Raw genomic sequence first — 21,738 nt, 5'->3', positions numbered from 1 at the left:
ATAATGGCAAAAGGACCCTTCTTTATTTTCCATACTTTATTCCGTTATTTGTTCGTAAATATCTAAATATTCTCTTGCAGAAACTTCCCAGCTATAATCACCGCTCATGGCGTTATTCATAATCTTCTTCCACTGTTCAGCTTGGCTGTAGAATGACTCTGCTCGCCGAATCGTATAGAGCATGTCATGAGCATTAAAGTTGGTAAACGTAAATCCGGTTCCTTCACCAGTGAATTCATTATAAGCTTGGACCGTATCATTCAGTCCGCCCGTCTCCCTCACAATGGGAATACTTCCGTATTGCAAAGCTAATAATTGGCTTATCCCGCAAGGTTCAAAACTAGAAGGCATCAGGAACATATCACTTCCTGCATAGAATCTTCTCGATAATCCCTCATTGAAACGAATTTGGGCCGACATTTTTAGAGGATGGCGTTTCTCCGCTTCACGGAACCAATGTTCAAATTCACCTTCTCCTGTTCCCAGAAGAATAAACTGCACATCATCATAATATAATAATTCATCAAGTACTCTGGTTACGAGGTCAAGACCTTTTGATTCCACAAGGCGAGTCACCATTGCGATCACAGGAACTTCTGGTTTGACAGGTAATCCGAGTTCTTTTTGAAGCGCAATTTTGTTTTCTACTTTTTTCTCGAGCTGCTGCATATCATAGGTTATAGCCAGTTGATCATCAGTCGCAGGATTATAACTATCTGTGTCTATACCGTTAACGATGCCTGTCAATTTACCTTCAATGGAACGAAGGAGGCCATCCAAACCATATCCATAATGAGATGTTTTGATCTCTTCTGCATAGGTTGGGCTAACGGTAGTGACATGATCAGAGTAAACTAATCCAGCTTTCATGAAATTCAGGTTTCCATAATATTCTACACCTTCTGTGGTGAAGTACCGGCTATCCAGTGCAAGCAGATCGCTGTGTACTTCATAGGGGAATATCCCTTGGTATAGCAGGTTATGAATGGTGAATACCGTCTTCATGGACTGATAAGCTGCCATATGATCAAAATGCGCCTTCTTCAGCAAAGGAATCATGGCAGAATGCCAGTCATGACAGTGGATTACATCCGGATTAAAATTCAAGAAAGGAATGATTTCAAGAACAGCCCGGTTAAAGAAAGCAAATCGTTCACCGTCATCGTTATAACCATAAATCCCGTCTCTTCCAAAGTAGTACTCATTATCAATAAAATAAAATGTTACGCCTTGATGAACCAGTTGTTCAACGCCGCAATACTGCTTGCGCCAGCCTACATTTACTTCTGTCACTTCAACAGGCTCCATTTGTTCTTTATACCGGTCAGGGATATTTTTGTACTTGGGTAAGATTACCCGCACATCTACTCCCTCTTTAATGAGTGCCTGGGGCAGAGCACCAATCACATCGGCAAGTCCTCCTGTTTTTATAAATGGATGACCCTCTGCTGCGACATATAATACATTCATTACTTGCTTCCTCCTTATTATGCCTTACTTAATTGGATGTACTTCCTTCTATAAGGACGGTTCACCATCTTTTATTTTTTTTGTTTGTCTTTTAGGTTTCTTTGTCTCGGTGGATTCTGCTTTTTTTCTATTTCCCTGTTTTGAAGAAGTATTCAAGACTGGATCATCCTTTACTGAAGCACGTTTGCTTCTGGGTGTCTTCTTGAATATAACGATACTAAGAGGTGGCAAGGTAACCTCAATACTATTCGGCTGTCCATGATAGCTGATCTTTTCGGTGCGCACTTCTTCATTTAGAAGACCTTGTCCGCCAAAATCAACATGGTCACTATTTAACACTTCTGTATATGAACCAGAACGATGTACTCCTACTCTATAGTGATAACGGGATACAGGTTGCAGATTAATAAGTACGATTAGGGAGTCACCTGGTTTTTTTCCTTTTCTTACATAAGAAAGTACGCTTTGAGAGCGATCATCTGCCGAAATCCATTCAAATCCTTCGGTACTATGATCTAATTCCCACAATCCTTTTTCTTGTAAATAAAACTCATTTAATGTTTTGGAGAAATGGAGAAGCTTTCGGTGACTTTCATAGTCAAGCAAAAACCAATCTAAAGGTTCTTCATCCTTCCACTCAATAAACTGACCAAACTCCCCACCCATAAAGAACAGTTTTTTCCCTGGGGAAGTAATAAAATAACCTAACAAAGCACGTAAGCCCGCAAATTTCTGTTCGTAATCTCCCGGCATTTTATTAAGGAGTGATTTCTTGCCATGCACTACTTCATCATGTGACAGCGGCAGCAAATGGTTCTCATTATAGGCATATACCGTAGGGAAAGTTAATAAATTATGTCTGCTAGGGCGCTCAGAAAAATCCGTTTCAAAATATTCAAGCGTATCATTCATCCATCCCATGTTCCACTTGTAATTAAAGCCGAGTCCACCCGCATATACAGGACTTGTTACTTGAGACCATGAACTGGATTCTTCCGCCATCATTAAAGCTGCGGGGTAATAATGAAAGATCGTTTCATTTAATTGTTTAATAAAATCGATGGCTTCCACATTTTCATTCGTACCCTTTTCGTTCAGACGATATTGGCCTTCTGCTTTCTCAAAGTCCAACTTCAGCATACTTGTTACTGCATCAATACGCAGACCATCGATATGGTACATATCCATCCAGTAAAGCGCATTAGATATAAGGAACGAGCGAACCTCCGGTTTGGAATAATCAAAACTCAGTGTTCCCCAACCAGGTTTTTCCGCCTTAAGCGGATCTGCATACTCAAACAATGGTGTTCCATCAAACATCCGAAGTCCATGGGCATCTTTAGCGAAATGTGCAGGTACCCAATCCAAAATAACACCGATACCCGCCTGATGCAGCTGATCAATCAGATACATAAAATCATGAGGCGTCCCATATCGGCTTGTCGGAGCGTAATAGCCCGTATTTTGATATCCCCATGACAAATCGTATGGATGTTCAGTTATTGGCATAAACTCTACATGAGTGTAGGACATTTCTTTCAGATAAGGGATTAATAACTCAGGCATTTCAGCATATGTATAGAACTCCCCTGTCTCTTTTTGTTTCCATGTCCCAAAATGCATCTCATAGATATGAAGCGGTTTTTGATACACCTCTTTTTGCTTACGTCTCCAGGAAGCATCCTTCCATTTATAACCTTCAATCTTAGAGGTAATGGAAGCTGTGTTTGGTCTCACTTCTGCGTGGAAAGCATAAGGATCCGCTCTCAGCAGAGATTCATTATTAGAGGTAAGAATATGATATTTGTAAAATGTTCCTTCATCGATGTCAGGGAAAAAACGACTCCAAAGCCCAGAATCGGGTATCTTATATAATACATCCGCTTCTCCTAGACCGTGATAACCGTTGCGATCAAGAGCAAGGCCAACTTTTGAAGCATTCGGTGCCCAGACTGTGAAACGATAGCCTGATACTCCGTCTTCCTGAACTGGATGAGCTCCGAGAAAATGATAACTAAAATGTGAAGTTCCTTCGTGAAACAAGTAAATATCTTCCGAAGAAATAAATGTTTTCGGTACATTGTTTTCGATCAAAGAGATCACCTTCTTTTTAAAATAGAATAAACACTACAAAAACATTATTACCCCATTTTCTCCATTATGAAAATGAAAAATAGCTAACGGAAAATATAAATTTAATTTTAGCTTTTTTCAGAAAATGATGATTCATCTACGTCGGGCTCCGTTTAATAACATATCACGGAAACATACTATGGGAGGGAAATACAAATGGCTAAAAAAGAATGCATCGCCATGTTATTGGCAGGAGGAGAAGGGAAACGTCTGGCTCCACTGACATCTAAAATCGCAAAACCAGCTGTTCACTTCGGCGGTAATTATCGAATCATTGATTTTCCTCTCAGTAACTGCGTAAATTCAGGTATTGACACTGTGGGAGTCTTGACACAGTATGAGGCAGAATCTTTGCATACACATATCGGTAAAGGTGAACCTTGGAAATTAAATACGACTAAAGATAAGGGAGTTACACTTCTTCCTTCTTGGAATACAGGTTCAGATGAGTACTGCGGAACGGCAGATGCTATCTATAAAAATATAGAATATATCGATGCACAAGATCCAGAGAACGTCCTTATTTTGTCTGGTGACCATATTTATCAAATGGATTATCGTGAAATTCTGAAGTATCATGAGGAAAAACAAGCATTAGCTACCATTGCAGTAATGGAAGTACCTTGGAATGAAGCTCATCGCTTTGGAGTATTGAATACCAATGAAGACATGCGTGTGACTGAGTTTGTTGAAAAACCGGCACAACCAGAGAGCAACTTGGCTTCTATGGGTATCTATGTGTTTAACTGGAAGCACCTTAGAAAACATTTGATTAAGGATGCCGCTTCTACGGAGTCTAGTCATGACTTTGGCAAGGATATCATTCCTTCCATGCTGAAGGGTGAAGATCCGCTTTATGTATATAACTTTGAAGGATATTGGAAAGACGTTGGTACAGTGCAATCCTTATGGGATGCCCATATGGATGTATTAAACGGAGTGAACTTGACGAAAGAAGAACTTCAGGCATGGCCTATGTATTCACGTCAAGGACGTACAAAATTTACGGCTCATAGACAAAAAGCAACTCTATCCAGAAATTCAATGGTCCATGATAATTGTTACATGGAAGGAAATTCTGATCATTCTGTTGTCTTCTACGGTGTTGAAATTGGTAAAGGTTCCACGATCAAAGAAAGTGTAATCATGCCTAATGCTCGTATTGGACGTAATGTTACTATTGACCGCGCCATCATTGGTGAAGGAGCTATCATTAGAGATGGGGCTGTAATTAAAGGCAGTCTAGACGAAATCGTTGTCATTGGTCCAGGAGAAACTGTCGTAGCCAAACCTTCTGTTCGAACAAATCGTCTACTCAAAGAAGTTTACGAAAAAGCAGGTCAACTTCGAGCTACTTCGAGCTAAAAAAAATGATTATCTTCATCATACCATCTTTGAACAAAAAGAGCATCCCCTGATTGGGATGCTCTTTTTGTGATGTACAGCGCCTTTTGTACCTTTATCTTTGATATAAATTAACCTTTCGATCACCCATATCTGTCACACCTTGATGTATGAATCCGAGTCCTTGATAAAATTCATTTAGTTTCGAACTATGTGTTATACAATCCAGACGTAATCCCTTTTTTCCTGCAGCGAGAACAATTTCTTCTGCTGCATCAATCATCCAGCTGCTTAGTCCCCGTTTTCGATAAGCTCTGCCCACGGTCAATCGATGAAGATAACCGTATGCCTCATCATTGAGCGCCCCCCAATAAGCAGGATCATCTCCTTGCAAGGTGAATAATCCGGCTGGAGACTCATTCAAGTACGCAACATAAACATCACGAACATCAAAATATTTGTGAATAGAATCTAATGTAAACAGATCCGGTGTCCAATGTTTAAGCTCATTATCAACCATCCACTCTGCCGCTTCAACAAGCAGCGCTCTAATATCTTCCGATTGATCAGGCGTCGCTTGTACCAGTCTAATGATCCCATCTGGCTCTTTTCTTGTTTTTACTACTTTCAGGTCTTGAATCATTAACCTCTACCTCTTCCCTTTAGACTACCCCAGGATCTATATCCGATTCAAAGTGTTCTTCCTGGGTTAAAGCAGGGAGTTTTACTGTCACCGTAGTTCCATTTCCAAGTTCACTTTCCATCAGGAGCGAACCGCCATGAAGCTCGATAAGTTGCTGACTAATGGCTAGACCCAGCCCTGTTCCACCATGTTGATGATCAACTTGATAGAATCGATCTTTTACACGCTCCAGATGTTCTTCACTGATCCCGATTCCAGTATCTTGAACAATGACAACTACCTGGTCTTGCTCACGTTTTATCGTAATATCGATCCATGTATTCATGTGCGAAAATTTAATTGCGTTGTCAATGACATTAAGAAATACTTGTTTTAAACGGTTGCCATCACCAATAATTAAATAATCTTCTTCTTCTGCACTGAGTCTAAGTTTTATTTGTTTTTGTTCTGCTTTAGCCCATACATTCAGCATGATTTCTTGCAAAACTTCACGAACACTAACCGTGTCTTTGACCATCTTCATCTCATTTTGTTGCAATTTAGAGAAATCAAGCAGTTCTTCAACAAGCCCAATGAGACGATTGGTTTCTTTTGAGATTATTTTAAGACCCATTTTTGTTTCTTCCGGATCATAGCCGCCTGATTCGAGTGTCTCGTTCCATCCCTTAATACTTGTCAGTGGAGTTCGAAGTTCGTGAGAAATGGATGAAATGAAATCATCCTTCACCTGATTGCTGCGCACAATTTCCTCAGCCATATAATTCAAAGTAGAAGAAAGTTCACCAATCTCATATTTATAATCTCCTTCAATTCGTACATCAAACCGGCCTTTTGCCATCTCTGCCGAGGCGGCTGTAATGATATTGATCGGTCTTACAATGGAATTCGCAAGTCCAATACTAATTGTAAAGACAAGCACAAGTACCCCAACAACGATCAGTCCTGACCATACTAAAATATCTACTAGAGCATCATTCACTCGTTCCATGCTTGTTACATACCGAGCTATATATACATTATCGTTACCGTAATCTATTTTGGTGGATACTGCCATAACAGACTCACCTGTGATCACGTCTTTTCCAATCCAACGTCCCGTACTGCCTTTGAGAGCCTGTGGTACATCACTTGTCTGGACTACCCGATCCGATTCAAAACCAGAGGAAAGAGCGAGAACTCTCCCTTCCGTATCCAGGATTTCAAGCGATGTATTTTCAAGTTTAAGATAGTACATCAGATTGGATATGAACGAACTCTCGTTACTGCTGTCTATAAATGATGAATTGTAATATCTGATTACATTTTTAGAGTTAGACTCAATGTAGTTATATATACTATCGTAGTAGTACTTCTGCATCGCAACCAGAAAGATGGATTCAATCAAAAGCAGCGCAAGCAGAACAAGAATAAAATACTGCAGCACAATTTGCCTGCGAATGCCTTTCATCATTAAGCTCTACCTTTCCACTTGTAGCCATGCCCCCAAACCGTTTGGAGAAATTCCGGTTCAGAAGGGTTGCCTTCAATTTTTTGACGAAGTCGTCTTATGTTTACATCTACAATTTTAGGATCACCCATGTACTCTTTACCCCAGACATGATCCAGCAGTACATCCCGGCTTAAAGGCGTGTTTTCTTTTTCAAGGAAGAATTGGACTAAAGAAAACTCAGTCGGTGTTAGTTCAATGGCTTGCCCATTTCTCTTAAACTGCTTGGAGATTAGGTCGAGTGAGAATGGACCTGATTCAAATGTCACTTTGGCCGCTGTTTCCCGGTGTACATTCACTCGGCGCAATAAAGACTGTATACGTGCAATGAGCTCCGTAGGACTAAATGGTTTACTTACATGATCGTCAGCCCCAACAGATAAAGCATATACCTTATCCTGCTCCTGAACTTTTGCTGTTAAAAAGATAATCCCGATTCGTTCATTGGTTTCACGAATACGGCGGCACACTTCAAACCCGTCAATCCCGGGTACCATAACGTCAAGCAGCGCAATATCAATATCATTTACGGCATTAATAATTTTCATTGCCTCCATACCATCCGCCGCTTCCAGGACGTCAAATCCATTTCTTTTCAAATTAAGCACGATAAAACTGCGGATAGACTCCTCATCTTCCATAATCAGTACTTTACTCATTCTATAATCATTCCTTCCTGTTCCGGATCTGTAAGCAAATTATTACTTGGTGTGTTTTGACCGGCTTGTTTTGGCAATCTATATCCTATTACCTGGTTACTAGAACGAACGATTTGTTTCCATTCATCTTTTACCCGTTCCCAACTGTCGAGTGAGAAAAACTGTATTTCAGCAACCGTTTCATCGGTATCTGCCAATTTAAAACGCAAGTATTTATCTTTGACTGATTTCGTATCCAGTGTAACATTTCCATATTGTTCAGGCTTTAAGTTGAAATAAAAACGATCTTGATCATCTCGGTATTGCTGCATTATAAAGGTTAGACCCTCTTCACCATTCCATTGATAAAAGGAATAGAAATACAATTTTTCACTATCTACAAAATGTTCCCAGCCAGGCGGTTCTTCAAGCAAACCAAATTCTACAATACCATCGTTGTTGATATCTTCACTTAATATCCGTCTAGGTTTAAACGTAATATCTGTTCCTTTAAAAGCCTCAACCAATTGATTATCTTCCATATAGATTAAATCAGAATAGGAATTCGAAGCATCTAGAGCGATATCCAGAATAATCCCTGTCTTGTTTTTCGATATCTTTCCTGCTGATACATTATAGAAATCCCGCATTTTCGTATCAATCGTCATTTTGTCGAGCACTTCAAAACTTCCATCATTATATTGATATACCGTTATTGTCCCTTGTCCTGTCGTTGGTAAAATATTCATGATTGTGAGATCATGAATACCATCGCCATTTAAATCCATAGGGTTACGAAATTCATCCATAATTACATATTTTGAATAGGGCATCTCCAAAATTTTCTGCAGAGTACCACCTTTATAAGTGTAGGAAACGAGCCAGTTTTGTGCATTTTGTTCTACCCCGCTTGAGAATCCAGCCATGATTTCGAGTCCTTCATCGCCTGTAATCTCTTGCAAACGAAAGGAATTAAGGACTGAACCTATTCCATCAAAGGTCAATTTCTTGACCCATGTATCTCCCTGCTTCTCAAGCAGCATGCCTCGGATTTTGACCTCTGGATCATCAGGTTGATCATAAAAAACGACCGCCTCCATGATGCCATCATTATTTAAATCTTTTTGAATAATCTTATTTGACATCTCTCTGGGCTGAGTAATCGTAGAACCTTCAGGAAGTTCCCCTTGAATGACACTAAGTAGATTTTCTCGTTCTGTCGTCATTTGCGGAGTCTTCATAAGCGATTTCGGATCATTAAAGGAATCCAGTCCATTACCGCAGCCACTAATCAAAAATATAGAAAGCAGCATAGCACCCAGAAAGAAAAGTTTATGTGAATTTCTTATGATTTGCACCAGATCACTCTTCTCATTCATTAAATCTTGTTTTTCTCATGTAATGTAAGTCGTCTTCCGCGAATATCAAACGCGAGCCTTCCTTCAGAAAGCCCCCATATTCGAGTTGCATAACGTTCTGCAAGTTCGATAGGCAGCACTGCAATCACAGTCATATGCTCTTCCTCGCATAGCTGCTTGAAATTTTCAAGTACACTATCTGCTGATTTCGGATCAAGTCCGATAACAGGTTCATCGGCTAGAATCACTTTCGCTCCGTGGGTTAGAGCCCTGGCAACAGCAACACGCTGACGCTCACCGCCGCTAAGTTGTCCAGCTTTCATATGGGCTTTGTCCAGCAGCCCGACACTCTCTATCACATCCATAGCACCCATGTAATCATCAGATCGAACCATACCTGTCAGCATTCGCCACCAAGGTGTTTGTCCTGATCTTCCGATGAGTACATTTTTGAGAACCGTTTTATTCGTAAATAATTCTGGATTTTGCTCTAAATAAGCCCACTCACGTTTAATTTGTTTTTTACCAGCATAGCCAGCTTTGAAAATATCTGTACCATGCACGGTAAATTTTCCACGGTCCCAACTTTCTTTAAGAGCCAACAATCGTAGCAAAGTGCTTTTACCGCTTCCGCTTCCACCGACAATGCCAATAAACTCGCCTTGCTGCATATCAAAGCTAATTTCTTTCAACACGGGAATCTTATCTGAACCAACGGCCTTTGCCAATTGCTCTACTCTGATCATTTACGTTTATATCTCCTCTTATCCGTAGAATGTATATCTTTAGTTTATTGGAAATAGAGTAGATTTTCCATGCGAACAAGTGTTCTCTCGTTATGAATTGTTCTGCTTAAAGAAAAACCCGGCAATTCCAAACAAGAGATAACATGCACCCAGCAGCCAGAACATGCCACCCGGAGCACCAAGTCCAAGCATAATTCCTCCGAGATTAGGTCCGAGAATACTCCCTATATTAAACTGAAACGAAGCCACAACGTTTGCAGCCGGCAATACATTTTTAGGTAATATATCAGCTGCATAAGCAAGGCCCAGAGAAAAGAACGAACCAACAAGCCCGCCAGCTACCGTTAATAGTAATAAGGTTGGCCAAAATTGCGTGCCCGCCGATGGAATAAGCATAAATAAAAATCCGCCTAAGACTCCCGAGATCATAAGAATTCGTTTTCTTCCAAACCGGTCACTTAAAGCTCCCAGTGGTAATTGAAGAAGCAGCCCCCCGATCCCTACAAAAGGAAGTAATGTGGAGATATCACTCTCGCTAAATCCGATACGAAGACCATAGATAGGGAAGTTACTGTTCATGCCCGCTTCCATATACCCATATAAGAATGCTGGAATGAGTGCATACCAAGCTAAAATAAAACTACGGCGGTATCTCCCCGCTCCGCTTCCTTCATTCATTATTTTCTCAGGCCGGGTATCCGGTAATTTCAAAGCAAATAATAGAACGATCAACATTAAGAAAAAAAGAATAGCAAACGGTACAACCTGTCCATATCCTAGGAGCTTAATTCCTAGGGGCCCTATACTAAATCCAATTCCATAAGACATTCCGTATATAGAAATGTTTCTGCCCCGGGAAGCTGCCGGAGTGACAAGCAGTACCCATAACTGAGTTGAATAATGGAGGGCGCTGTCTCCGATCCCAACCAAAAGTCGTAATAAGAACCAGAGTCTTAGATCAGGAATGAGTGGAAACAACATGAGCGGAATCATAACGATAATAAGACCAGAAACGATCAGTTTCTTAAAACCTACCGCTCCTAAGATACGCTCAGCTACCAGTGTCATTGCAAAAGAACCTATGTACATGACTGCGGCATTCAATCCGTTTATGCTTGAAGAGACACCCATCTGCTCTATAAAAATAGAGAGAACAGGTAAAAGCAAACCTTGACTTAGTCCAGCTACAATAATAATTGCAATGAGAATACTAAAATGCGCCTTTGAACCTTCCTGTCGTATTGCCCCAGCTGCCTTACTCAAAACATTCTTTCCCCCCTATGCTCGCATGACAAAATAAAAAATCGCCATTTCTGACGACCTGTAACTATCTTCTATTATATGCTTATTCATTCAAAAACGGGTTACAAAGTATTCAACATTATAGTGGACAACACAGCTAAACACAAGCGATAATGGAATGAATACTTACTTTTTGTATAGTAAGCTTATACCTGTGATAGGAGGTCTGTTCATACAGATGGGTTATCAGGTGAAAATAGACGTTACTCCCATATACGAGCTGCTGAATAGCTTTATGGTTTATGTAACTAGAAGATGGGTTCAGAGCCTCGATATCGGGCCTGAATGGATTGACAACGTAGATAGCACACTAACGGAAGAAGTTCGTGAGTCATTGAAAGAAGCTTCTAGCTGGCCCTTTAGCGATTATGACGTTTTGTATGCCTGGACTGCACTACGAGAGACAACGAGTGAAGTTGAACCCTTTCTTAATGAACTCGGCTTAAAGCCTGCTGAACAGCTGTGGAAACAGGTTCATCCTATCCTTCCGGATGTAACTCTTGCAGAAACATTACGCATTCGTGATGACTACATACCTTTACTTAAAATATGGGATGAGCATTATTTTCAACATCTGAATCCCGAACATCGAAAATTAATTGAAGAAGACAGTTCAGAAAAAGAACTCCTTCTTACTAAAATGAGCCCGGACCAATTGATTGATTATGCCACTTCTGGGTTAATGGTCGAGGAGATGCCTGATCTTCAAAAAATCATACTTTTCCCTACTGTTCATAATCGGCCTATTAATATGTATTGTTTTTATAAAGGTATGTTATTAATTCAATACCCTGTAGATGTGCCTGAACAACGGGAGGACGAGCCCCCTATCAGTTTACTTCGTCTGACCGAAGCGATTTCAAGTCCCGAACGGCTCCAGCTCTTACGATATATCTCCAATAAGCCCAAATCCTTAAGACAAATTTCAGAGGAACTTGGACAAACAGAAGACACACTCAGACCTCATCTAATGTCACTTCGAGTGTCCGGTCTCCTGCAAACACATCTGGGTCAAGAACAAAGTGAGAAGTACTGTTTGCGTCCTGATGGATTATCGGAACTGAACATGTATTTGGAATCTTATATCAGGTTATGACATCGACATCACTAGAGAAATAAGGAGTGAGATTCTATGAAATCTAATGTAAAACAACAAATCATATTTGACCTTGATGACACGCTCATTCATTGTAACAAGTATTTTAACCTTACACTCGGAGCATTCCTCGAACTAATGCAAGAATGGTTCTGTGATTACCAAATTACGGTAGAGGATATTCGGAATAAGCAGATGGAGATTGATGTGTCCGGGGTTGCAATATTTGGTTTTGCAAGTCAGCATTTCCCTCAGTCATTAATTGACACCTACGTCTATTTTTCTAAAAAAGTAAATCGTCCAATAAACACGAATGAACAAGCACAACTCCAAAAGCTGGGAATGAGTGTGTATGATCAGGAGATTGAAGCTTATCCAGGTATGGTTGAAACTTTAGAGTGTCTCGTTGATCAAGGCCATACGCTTCACCTTTATACTGGCGGCGAGCAAATGATTCAACAACGAAAAATTGATCAGATGAAGCTCGGGGAATATTTTGAAGATCGAATTTATATTACTCGCCACAAAAACATCGAAGCTTTCGAAAAAATTGTAAGTGAAGGGCAAATGGATCGTAAAAATACGTGGATGATCGGGAACTCCCTTCGCACAGATATTGAACCTGCTCTCACGGCAGGTGTTCATGCTATATACATCGAGCAAGATATGGAGTGGAAGTATAATCTGATCGAATTAAATAAGCCAGAGAACTATTCCCTTTATACGATTAAAGACCTTACTCATGTACCGAAGATTATATCGGAGTATATTAAGCAACAAACTCATTTATAATGAAAAAGAAGGGCTGCCATGGAATCCCACCAAGGTCAGTCCTTCTTTTTATCATTGTATACTTACTCTTGCGGTTCAAGTGATAACTTGCCGGTCACCGGATCATTCAGTGTAATTTTCGCCTTGGTTACAGTTCCCCTGCTATCTTTAAAAGATAAAACCTGCGTTTTCCCCTTATTCAGTAAAGATTCTAGCATTTTTTGGGAGATTTGTTTTCCAGCGTATTCTTTCCATATGACAAAACCGCATCCTTGCTTGAAATGGCTGCATCCATATCCTTTACGTCCTTCAATAATCTGCCCTCCGCATCCTAAGCGAGGACAAGAGCCCAGTGCGGTACGCACGTTTGTAGCAGTTCCTGTACGGTTTGTACTGGTTGTTGCTACTGATCCATTCGCAGTACGAGTACCGGGGCTTGTACTATGTTGAGAGCGAGGCTGCCCAGCTGGTGTGCTCGCCCGATTCTTCGTCCGAGTTCCCGCTGCCTTCTTCCCTTTACTAGATGTATCCTCATCACCAAACGCATCTTTTGGAGCTGGTTTCTGAACCCGAACTTTTTCAATAATTGATATCGTAAATCGCTTCACGTTCTCCATAAATTTATCTTGTGCAGCTTCTCCTTTAGAGATCTGACTCAGTCTGCGTTCCCATTGTCCGGTCATTTCCGGAGAAGCTAACAAATCGACACCTGCACTTCGAATGAGTTCGATGGCCATTTTCCCTTTTTGAGTAACCAGCATCTTCTTGCCTTGCATCGTAATATAACCGACTTGCTTAAGCCGTTCAATCGTAGCCGCTCGCGTTGCTGGTGTTCCGAGGCCCGCATCTTTCATGGCATCTCGAAGCTCCTCATTCTCTATCTGCTTACCCGCACTTTCCATTGCCCTTAGCAAGGTACCTTCTGTATAACTTTTAGGCGGATTCGTCTGTTTCTCCTTCATCTCACTCTTTGTGCACTGAACAGGCAGATCGGGGTTAACCTGAAAAGGAACCGAAATTAGTTCTTCGGGTTCTTCCTCTTCCCCACCCTTTTTTATCTTGCGTTTTTTCGCCTGATTGTCTTCTGGAGGCTGCACCACTTTCCAACCTAAAGAAAGCAGTTCTTTGACGTTCGTCTTAAATGTATGACCTTCCACTTCGGTATATACGGTATGCAGTTTATATTCTGCAGGCGGATAAAAGTGTGATAAGAACCGGCGCACAACCAAATCATAGATCTGTCCTTCATCTTTGCTAAGTGTTCCTGGCTTCTTCAGCGTTGGCAAAATCGCATGGTGATCTTCCACTCTCTGCGGATTGCATACACTTTTATTTCCCTTGTGTACAAGGGAAGGATTTGCTTTCTCTGCTAAATCGGCATAAGGTGTATGTTTTAACAACTGCAGTGTTTTTTGCATACCATCTATATTCTGTTCCGTAACATAGTTTGAATTGGTTCTTGGATAAGAAATGACTTTATGTTTTTCATATAAGGCTTGTGCTATATCGAGTGTTTTCTTCGCTGGATATCCAAATTTCGCATTCGCTTCTCTTTGTAATAGAGTCAGATCATACAATTTATAAGGATACTCTTTCGAATTTTTCACATCATATTTTGCGATTTTCCCTGTTTTGCCCTTTACTTTATCCGCAATCTCTTGCGCTTTCTCAGCAGAAGTTAATCGCTCACCTTGCCATATACCCTGATAATCTGTAGATTCCTGCTCAAATAAAGCGGACACCTCGAAATAAGTCAGAGAATCGAAAGCTTCTATCTCTTTTTCCCGGTCATAGATTAGAGCAAGTACAGGGGTTTGTACTCTTCCTACGGAAAGAAGTGTATTATGTCTTGTCGTAAATGCTCTGGATGCATTCATGCCAATCAGCCAGTCCGCTTCACTGCGTGCTCGTGCAGCTTCTGTTAAATGTTCAAATTCCGAAGCATCATGTAACTGTTCGAACCCTTTTTTAATACTCTCAGGAGTCAAATCCGAAATCCATAATCGTTTGACAGGTTGACTCAGCTTCAATTGTTGCTGGATCAGATCAAAAATGTACTGTCCTTCTCTCCCCGCATCACAAGCATTAATAATCAGATCTGCTTTGCGCGAAAGCTCTCCAATGGTTTTCAGTTGGTCTTTTGTTCTTGGATTAGGTGTAATCTTGAATCGGTCTGGAATGATCGGTAAATCATCAATACTCCACCGTTTATATTTATTATCATAAGCTTCTGGCTGTGCAAGCCCCAGTAGATGACCAATAGCCCAAGTTATAATATATTTTTCGCCTTCAAGATACGTACGATTGTTTTTGGCACGCGGTTCAACGACCGCCGCTATAGTGCGTCCCATATCAGGTTTTTCCGCGATAATCAGCGTTTTCATGCGTCCGTTCCTCCCTGTAGCCCTAGCGAAGCGAAAAGGAGCTCCCCTCAAGTAATGACGGAAGCTCCTTGCTTCTAAGTAGACCTCATTATAACAGAAAAATTGTGGTTTCGTAAGTTCTACCACGCAGTAGCTGGATTCAGCCATTCTTTTAAATCGATAGTAATAAAAAAGAGTCTCTTAGAAAAGTGAACTTCTCTAAGAGACTCTCTATATTTTATTTTTAACTATATAAGTGCAATCACAATTTTTTTCTTATACAAGAACGGTGGATCCCATCAAATATTTATCCACTTCCCGAGCCGCTTCGCGTCCTTCATTAATTGCCCATACAACGAGGCTTTGACCACGTCTCATATCGCCAGCTGCAAATACTTTATCTACATTTGTGTTGTATTTGCCATAACGCGCTTTCACATTTGAACGGCGATCTGTTTCAAGACCCAGTTGCTGAGGAATCGTTTGCTCTGGTCCATCAAAACCGATCGCGATGAGTGCGATATCTGCTTCAAATACTTTTTCGGTTCCTTCGATCGGTCTATAGATTTTGCGACCGGTCTCATCGACAATCCGCTGAATTTGAATTGTATGAAGTTCCTTTAGATTTCCATCCTCGTCACCTACAAATTTTGTGGTCATGATCGAGAATTCACGAGGGTCATTTCCAAAAAGTGCTTTTGCTTCTTCCTGAGCATAATCGAGTGTATATACATTCGGGAATTGCGGCCAAGGGTTCATGAGGGGATCGCGTTCCAATGGTGCTTTTTCATGCGTACCAAATTGAGTTACACTTTTTGCCCCATGACGCAGCGAAGTTGCAACACAGTCAGAACCGGTATCTCCTCCGCCAATGACGATCACTTTTTTGCCTTCTGCCGAAATGTAATTTCCATCTTCAAGTCCTGTATCCAGCAAGCTTTTGATCGTTCCATTCAGAAAATCCATAGCATAGTGAACTCCGTTCAGCTGACTGCCTTCAATGTTAAATTCACGAGGTTTTGTTGCTCCGCCGCAAAGGACAACTGCATCATACTGATTAACCAGTTCTTCCGATGAAATATCTTTACCGATCTCTGTATTCGTTACAAAGGTAATTCCTTCTGCTGCAAGCAGATCTACTCGGCGCTGGACTACTCCTTTGTCCAGTTTCATGCTAGGAATACCGTACGTTAGCAGACCGCCGATACGGTCAGCACGCTCATAGACAGTGACATTATGACCTGCTTTGTTGAGTTGTGCGGCAGCTGCGAGTCCAGCCGGCCCAGAGCCTACTATAGCGATTCGTTTATCTGTACGCTTTTCAGGAGGATTCGGAACTACCCATCCTTCCTCAAAACCTTTTTCAATAATTGCTTCTTCAATCGTCTTGATCGTAACCGGCTGGCTGATGAGGCCAACTGTACATGAACCTTCGCAAGGAGCTGGGCAAACGCGGCCTGTAAATTCAGGGAAATTGTTCGTTTTATGCAACCTGTCAAGTGCTTCTCTCCAAAGTCCACGATACACCAAATTGTTCCACTCCGGAATTAAGTTATGAACCGGACAACCGGATGTTCCGCCGATCATATCGATCCCGGCATGACAATAGGGAGTTCCACAATCCATACAGCGGGCACCTTGAGTTCTAAGCTCTTCCTCTGACATATGTTTATGAAACTCTTCCCAATCTTTAATACGATCCTCTGGCCGTCTATCCGCCGGAAGTTGTCTTTTGTACTCCATAAATCCAGTTGGTGTAGACATGTTACGTTCCCCCATCCATTTTCATCTGCCCAACATTATCGAGCTATTCATGCTGAAATCCGAACAATAGCACTATAGTTGACAGTTCATGTATAATTTTTCGATTATTGTATCACAAAAATAAAAATTTGTACTTTAAGTAATACAACATTCGAGTGCATTCACACTAGAGACCCATCATAAATGGCTTGAGTATTCCTGCAAGTGCTGACATTTCAACTATATTAGCATTCAGAATCACAGATATTAAATGGATTTTGAGAATAATAATTTGTATTATTCTGCATTTCGTTCACATAACATGATAGATAGTTTTTATAATGGTAAACACAAAATAAAATGGGTGTTTTGTACCTCTACAAGGCTAAGAACCTTAAAAGGCCAAGATTAAGAACGTCTATCATAAAATTGAAAGGTATATTCATATGGATTTTTCTCATCTTTTTCCCCAGGGATCTCTTCAACCAGCTTCCATTGTTCCAAATCCACATCATCCATAAAAGTGTCTCCGTCGAAAGTCTCATTAATTTTGGTAACGATCAATCGATCAGCATAAGGCATAAAAGCGGTATATACGGTTGCTCCTCCGATGATAAATAGTGGCTGTTCTTTCGCCATCTCTATCCCTTCCTCAACGGAATGGATCACATCAGCCCCATCAAAGGTTTGTTCTTTACGAGTGAGGATCACATTCTTGCGGTTAGGAAGCGGTTTACCGTTAAAGGATTCCCATGTTTTTCGTCCCATGATGACGGTATGTCCTGTTGTTTGTTCCTTAAAAAAAGCCATATCCTTAGGAAGTCGCCAAGGCATGCCGTTATTTTTTCCGATTACTCCGTTTTTGCTCATGGCCCAGATCATGCTTATGCTCATTAGCTCACCTCCATAAATAATAGAATTATACAGAAACCGGTGCTTTAATCGTCGGATGATACTTATAATCTACAAATTCGAAATCTTCATATTTATAATCAAAAATAGACTCCGGCTTCCGGTGGATTACGAGTTTAGGAAGATCATATGGTTCGCGGGATAAAAGTGTCTCTACCTGCTCCAAGTGGTTCATATAAATGTGCACATCTCCACCGGACCAAACAAAGTCACCCGGCTCTAAACCACACTGCTGAGCTACCATATGAGTTAATAAAGCATAGCTTGCAATATTAAAAGGCAACCCTAGGAATGTATCTACGGAACGCATCGTTAGCATACAGGACAACTTTCCTCCTGCTACATAAAACTGAAATACAAAATGACATGGAGGCAATTTCATGTTATCGATTTCTGCCACATTCCACGCGCTTACAATATGACGCCGTGAATCCGGGTTATTTTTAATGGAATCAATAACATTCGAGATTTGATCGATAAATGTGCCCTCAGGTGTTTTCCACGTTCTCCACTGAGAACCATAGACCGGTCCCAAATCACCGTTCTCATCTGCCCATTCATCCCAAATACGCACACCATTCTCTTTAAGATATCTTATATTCGTCTCACCGCTTAAGAACCATAACAGTTCATGAACGACTGATTTTAAATGAATACGCTTCGTTGTCACGAGCGGAAATCCTTTTGATAGGTCAAATCTCATTTGACGGCCAAATACAGAAATCGTTCCTGTACCGGTACGATCTTCTTTTTTAACACCATTCTCCATAATATCTTGAAGTAGTTCCTGATAGTCTTTCACTTTAAGACAAACCCCTTTCCTTTATAACCTTGTTCCTTTAAAACATAATGATTACTTCTTCATATTATCACAATTTTCCCACGTGAACGCGTGAACCACTTTCGTTTCAGCAAAAAAAAGAGGCAAAGAAGACGAATGACCGCCTCTTGCCTCCAAAGCAAACTATGCTGTTTAAATGAATTACTTAAACTCGTAAGAGATTAGCGAACCATTGTGTGGATTGGATGTCCCAAAACCACTTCGGATGCTTCTGCCACGATTTCACCAAGTGTTGGATGCGCATGAATTGTCAATGCGATATCTTCAAGGGTAGCACCCATTTCGATAGCAAGACCAATTTCAGCGATCAAGTTAGAAGCTTCCAGACCAACGATTTGTCCGCCCAGTACGATTCCTGTGTCTTCTTCAGCAACAAGCTTCACGAAACCTTCAGGATGTCCAAGGGAAACGGCACGACCGTTACCTGCGTAAGAGAATTTACCGGATTTAACTTTATATCCTTTTTCTTTCGCTTCTTTTTCAGTGTAACCAACGCTGGAGCATTCAGGATCTGTAAATACTACCGCTGGCATTACTTTGTAATCCACTACGGAAGGCATTCCAGCAATCGCTTCAGCTGCTACTTTACCTTCGTAAGAAGCTTTATGTGCAAGTGCAAGACCTGCTACGATATCACCAATTGCGAAGATGTGTTTGTGGTTTGTGCGGCCTTGGTTATCAACTTTAACAAAACCACGCTCGTCAGTTTCAACACCGATCAGGTCAAGACCAAGCTCACCATCTGTGTTAGGACGACGTCCAACCGTTACAAGCAGGTATTCTGCAGTAACTTCTTTGCTTTCGCCGTTAACGCTATATTTAACAGTTACATCTTTATCTGTTTGCTCAGCAGATTCTGCTTTTGCGTTTGTTACGATTTCGATGCCTGTTTTCTTCATGTTTTTCGCAACTAGCGAAGTCATGTCTTTATCAAATCCAGGAAGAACAGTATCCATACCTTCGATAATGGTTACTTTGGTTCCGAATTTGGAGTACATTTGACCAAGCTCAGCACCGATATAGCCGCCGCCGATAACGATCATGCTAGCTGGTACTTCTTGCAGGTTCAAAGCTTCTGTAGAAGACAGAATGCGTCCGCCAAATGGGAAAGGTTTCAGTTCAATTGGACGGGAACCTGTAGCAATAATTGCATTTTTGAAACGGTAACGCGGAGATTCATGATCGTTGAATACACGCGCTTCGTTTTCATTAATGAACATGCACTCACCGTTGAATACTTCAACTTTGTTGCCTTTAAGAAGAGCGCTAACGCCGCCAGTCATCTTTTTAACAACACCGTTTTTGAATTCTTGAGTTTTTGCAAAGTCCACTTTTACGTTTTCTGCAGTTACGCCGAATTGATCAGCGTGTTTTGCATTCTCGAAAGCATGAGCTGCTGAGATCAATGCTTTGGAAGGAATACAACCACGGTTCAAACAAACACCGCCGAGTTCTGATTTATCAACGATCAAAACTTGTTGACCAAGCTGAGCCGCACGAATTGCTGCTACATAACCACCAGGGCCTGCACCAATGACTAGAGTGTCAATATCGAGAGAAGCGTCGCCTACTACCATATTATTATACCTCCATTACCAGCAACTCGGGATTAGCGAGAAGGGATTTAATATAGTTCATAAAGTTTTGTGCTGTAGCACCATCGATGATACGGTGGTCAAAGCTTAGAGACAGAGCCATTACTGGAGCTGCTACTACTTCACCATCTCTAATGATTGCTTTTTCACTAATACGTCCAGTTCCGAGGATAGCAACTTCTGGGAAGTTGATGATCGGAGTGAAGAACATACCGCCTGCAGAACCGATGTTAGAGATAGAAATTGTGCTGCCTTTCATTTCGTTAGCAGACAATTTACCCTCACGACCACGTGCAGCTAGATCACGGATGCTATCAGCAATCATCCAGATGCTCTTACGATCTGCATCATGAATTACTGGAACAATAAGTCCGTTGTCTGTATCTGTAGCGATACCGATGTTGTAGTATTTTTTGTATACAATTTCATTAGATTGCTCATCGATCATTGCGTTCATTACAGGGAACTCACGAGTTGCTGCAACGAGTGCTTTCACGATAAATGGCAAGTAAGTTACTTTTGTACCTTTTTTCTCAGCGATCGGTTTCATGCGAGTACGGAATGCAACAAGTTCAGTTACATCAACTTCGTCCATGATTGTAACGTGAGGTGCTGTGTAAGCAGATTTAACCATTGCGTTAGAAATAGCTTTACGGATTCCTTTGAATGGAACACGCTCTTCTTCTGCACGAGTGCTAACGCCAGCGCTTGCTGCAGGAGCACTTGCTGGTGCAGTTTCTTCTTTGGCAGGAGCTGCTGCTGCTTTACCGCCGCCATTTTTGAATGCTTCTACATCTTCTTTCGTTACTTTACCGTTGTTGCCAGTTCCCGTAACTTCAGAGATATCCACACCTTGCTCACGAGCAAATTTACGAACGCTAGGAGTTGCCAAAACTTCTTTGCTAGAAGCTGTGGAAACACCTTTTTCTCCGCCTTCTTTTGCTTCACTTGGGCTGCTGCTAGCAGGGGAATCTGTAGTGTCGGCTCCACCTTGTGCTGCATTTGCTTCTTGAGAAGCTTCTTCTTCGTCTTGCTCAGGAATTTCGCCTTCAGCATCAATTACCGCTACAATTGCGCCAACGTTAAAGATGTCTCCGTCTTTAGCGAATACTTCTGTAACTGTACCGTTAACAGGGCAAGGTACTTCTACGACTGCCTTGTCGTTTTGAACTTCCATGATGATATCGTCGTCAGTAACTTTATCACCTGGTTTGATGTGCATTTTGATGATTTCGCCTTCGTGAAGACCTTCCCCAAGTTCAGGGAATTTATAATTAAATTTAGCCACTTGTATTAC

17 protein-coding genes are annotated in these 21,738 nt (G+C 41.2%); 3 read left to right on the top strand and 14 right to left on the bottom strand.

From position 1 onward, the window contains the following. Positions 1-36: 36 nt before the first annotated feature. Together glgA and glgB are read right to left on the bottom strand one after the other, a co-directional pair. The gene (gene glgA / locus H9647_RS09075) at positions 37-1,470 is read right to left on the bottom strand and encodes a glycogen synthase GlgA (protein ID WP_191799397.1); all 1,434 of its coding nucleotides are present in this window, start codon (positions 1,468-1,470) and stop codon (positions 37-39) included. A 48-nt stretch (positions 1,471-1,518) separates the two neighbouring features. Beyond that, entirely contained in the window at positions 1,519-3,561 is a 2,043-nt protein-coding gene (gene glgB / locus H9647_RS09070; protein WP_404822605.1) for a 1,4-alpha-glucan branching protein GlgB, read from the bottom strand. Positions 3,562-3,759: 198 nt separating this feature from the next. On the opposite strand from glgB, the gene H9647_RS09065 reads away from it, so the two are divergent. After that, positions 3,760-4,968 carry a glucose-1-phosphate adenylyltransferase gene (locus tag H9647_RS09065; protein ID WP_191799395.1) on the top strand — a complete coding sequence of 403 codons (1,209 nt, stop codon included), beginning with the start codon at positions 3,760-3,762 and terminating at the stop codon, positions 4,966-4,968. Between the two features lie 94 nt (positions 4,969-5,062). Here H9647_RS09065 and H9647_RS09060 read toward each other — a convergent pair whose 3' ends face one another. The 6 genes from H9647_RS09060 to H9647_RS09035 form a co-directional block, all read right to left on the bottom strand. Then, complete coding sequence (locus tag H9647_RS09060) at positions 5,063-5,590, bottom strand: GNAT family N-acetyltransferase (RefSeq protein WP_191799394.1); 528 nt, start codon at positions 5,588-5,590, stop codon at positions 5,063-5,065. A 19-nt stretch (positions 5,591-5,609) separates the two neighbouring features. Continuing rightward, on the bottom strand, positions 5,610-7,040 hold the full coding sequence (locus H9647_RS09055) for a sensor histidine kinase (protein WP_191799393.1): 1,431 nt from the start codon (positions 7,038-7,040) through the stop codon (positions 5,610-5,612). Beyond that, entirely contained in the window at positions 7,040-7,735 is a 696-nt protein-coding gene (locus tag H9647_RS09050; protein WP_191799392.1) for a response regulator transcription factor, read from the bottom strand. The genes H9647_RS09055 and H9647_RS09050 overlap by 1 nt, the downstream gene beginning before the upstream one ends. Then, positions 7,732-9,093 (bottom strand): hypothetical protein, encoded by a 1,362-nt coding sequence (locus H9647_RS09045; protein WP_191799391.1) that lies wholly within the window; start codon positions 9,091-9,093, stop codon positions 7,732-7,734. The genes H9647_RS09050 and H9647_RS09045 overlap by 4 nt, the downstream gene beginning before the upstream one ends. Next, on the bottom strand, positions 9,093-9,818 hold the full coding sequence (locus H9647_RS09040; RefSeq protein ID WP_191799390.1) for a phosphonate ABC transporter ATP-binding protein: 726 nt from the start codon (positions 9,816-9,818) through the stop codon (positions 9,093-9,095). Before H9647_RS09040 ends, H9647_RS09045 begins: the two co-directional genes overlap by 1 nt. Positions 9,819-9,908: 90 nt before the next feature. Beyond that, positions 9,909-11,081 carry an MFS transporter gene (locus H9647_RS09035; protein WP_225229138.1) on the bottom strand — a complete coding sequence of 391 codons (1,173 nt, stop codon included), beginning with the start codon at positions 11,079-11,081 and terminating at the stop codon, positions 9,909-9,911. Between the two features lie 217 nt (positions 11,082-11,298). Here H9647_RS09035 and H9647_RS09030 point away from each other — a divergent pair, with 217 nt between their 5' ends. Together H9647_RS09030 and H9647_RS09025 are read left to right on the top strand one after the other, a co-directional pair. After that, positions 11,299-12,216 carry a winged helix-turn-helix domain-containing protein gene (locus H9647_RS09030; protein ID WP_191799389.1) on the top strand — a complete coding sequence of 306 codons (918 nt, stop codon included), beginning with the start codon at positions 11,299-11,301 and terminating at the stop codon, positions 12,214-12,216. Between the two features lie 36 nt (positions 12,217-12,252). Continuing rightward, on the top strand, positions 12,253-13,008 hold the full coding sequence (locus H9647_RS09025; RefSeq protein WP_191799388.1) for an HAD family hydrolase: 756 nt from the start codon (positions 12,253-12,255) through the stop codon (positions 13,006-13,008). A gap of 62 nt (positions 13,009-13,070) precedes the next feature. Here H9647_RS09025 and H9647_RS09020 read toward each other — a convergent pair whose 3' ends face one another. From H9647_RS09020 to H9647_RS08995, 6 genes are all read right to left on the bottom strand, one after another. Next, entirely contained in the window at positions 13,071-15,371 is a 2,301-nt protein-coding gene (locus H9647_RS09020) for a type IA DNA topoisomerase (protein WP_191799387.1), read from the bottom strand. Positions 15,372-15,626: 255 nt separating this feature from the next. Further along, positions 15,627-17,114 (bottom strand): glutamate synthase subunit beta, encoded by a 1,488-nt coding sequence (locus tag H9647_RS09015; protein ID WP_191799386.1) that lies wholly within the window; start codon positions 17,112-17,114, stop codon positions 15,627-15,629. Positions 17,115-17,501: 387 nt separating this feature from the next. Further along, complete coding sequence (locus H9647_RS09010) at positions 17,502-17,987, bottom strand: dihydrofolate reductase (protein WP_191799385.1); 486 nt, start codon at positions 17,985-17,987, stop codon at positions 17,502-17,504. 25 nt (positions 17,988-18,012) lie between these two features. Next, positions 18,013-18,807, bottom strand: coding sequence for a thymidylate synthase (locus H9647_RS09005; protein ID WP_191799384.1), 795 nt, complete (start codon positions 18,805-18,807; stop codon positions 18,013-18,015). A gap of 200 nt (positions 18,808-19,007) precedes the next feature. Continuing rightward, positions 19,008-20,423 carry a dihydrolipoyl dehydrogenase gene (gene lpdA, locus H9647_RS09000; protein WP_191799383.1) on the bottom strand — a complete coding sequence of 472 codons (1,416 nt, stop codon included), beginning with the start codon at positions 20,421-20,423 and terminating at the stop codon, positions 19,008-19,010. Between the two features lie 4 nt (positions 20,424-20,427). Next, positions 20,428-21,729 carry a dihydrolipoamide acetyltransferase family protein gene (locus H9647_RS08995; protein WP_191799382.1) on the bottom strand — a complete coding sequence of 434 codons (1,302 nt, stop codon included), beginning with the start codon at positions 21,727-21,729 and terminating at the stop codon, positions 20,428-20,430. Between the last annotated feature and the right edge of the window lie 9 nt (positions 21,730-21,738).

The sequence above is a fragment of the Paenibacillus gallinarum genome (assembly GCF_014836635.1).
GTDB lineage: Bacteria > Bacillota > Bacilli > Paenibacillales > Paenibacillaceae > Paenibacillus > Paenibacillus gallinarum.
This window is presented reverse-complemented; position numbering and strand designations above follow the sequence as displayed.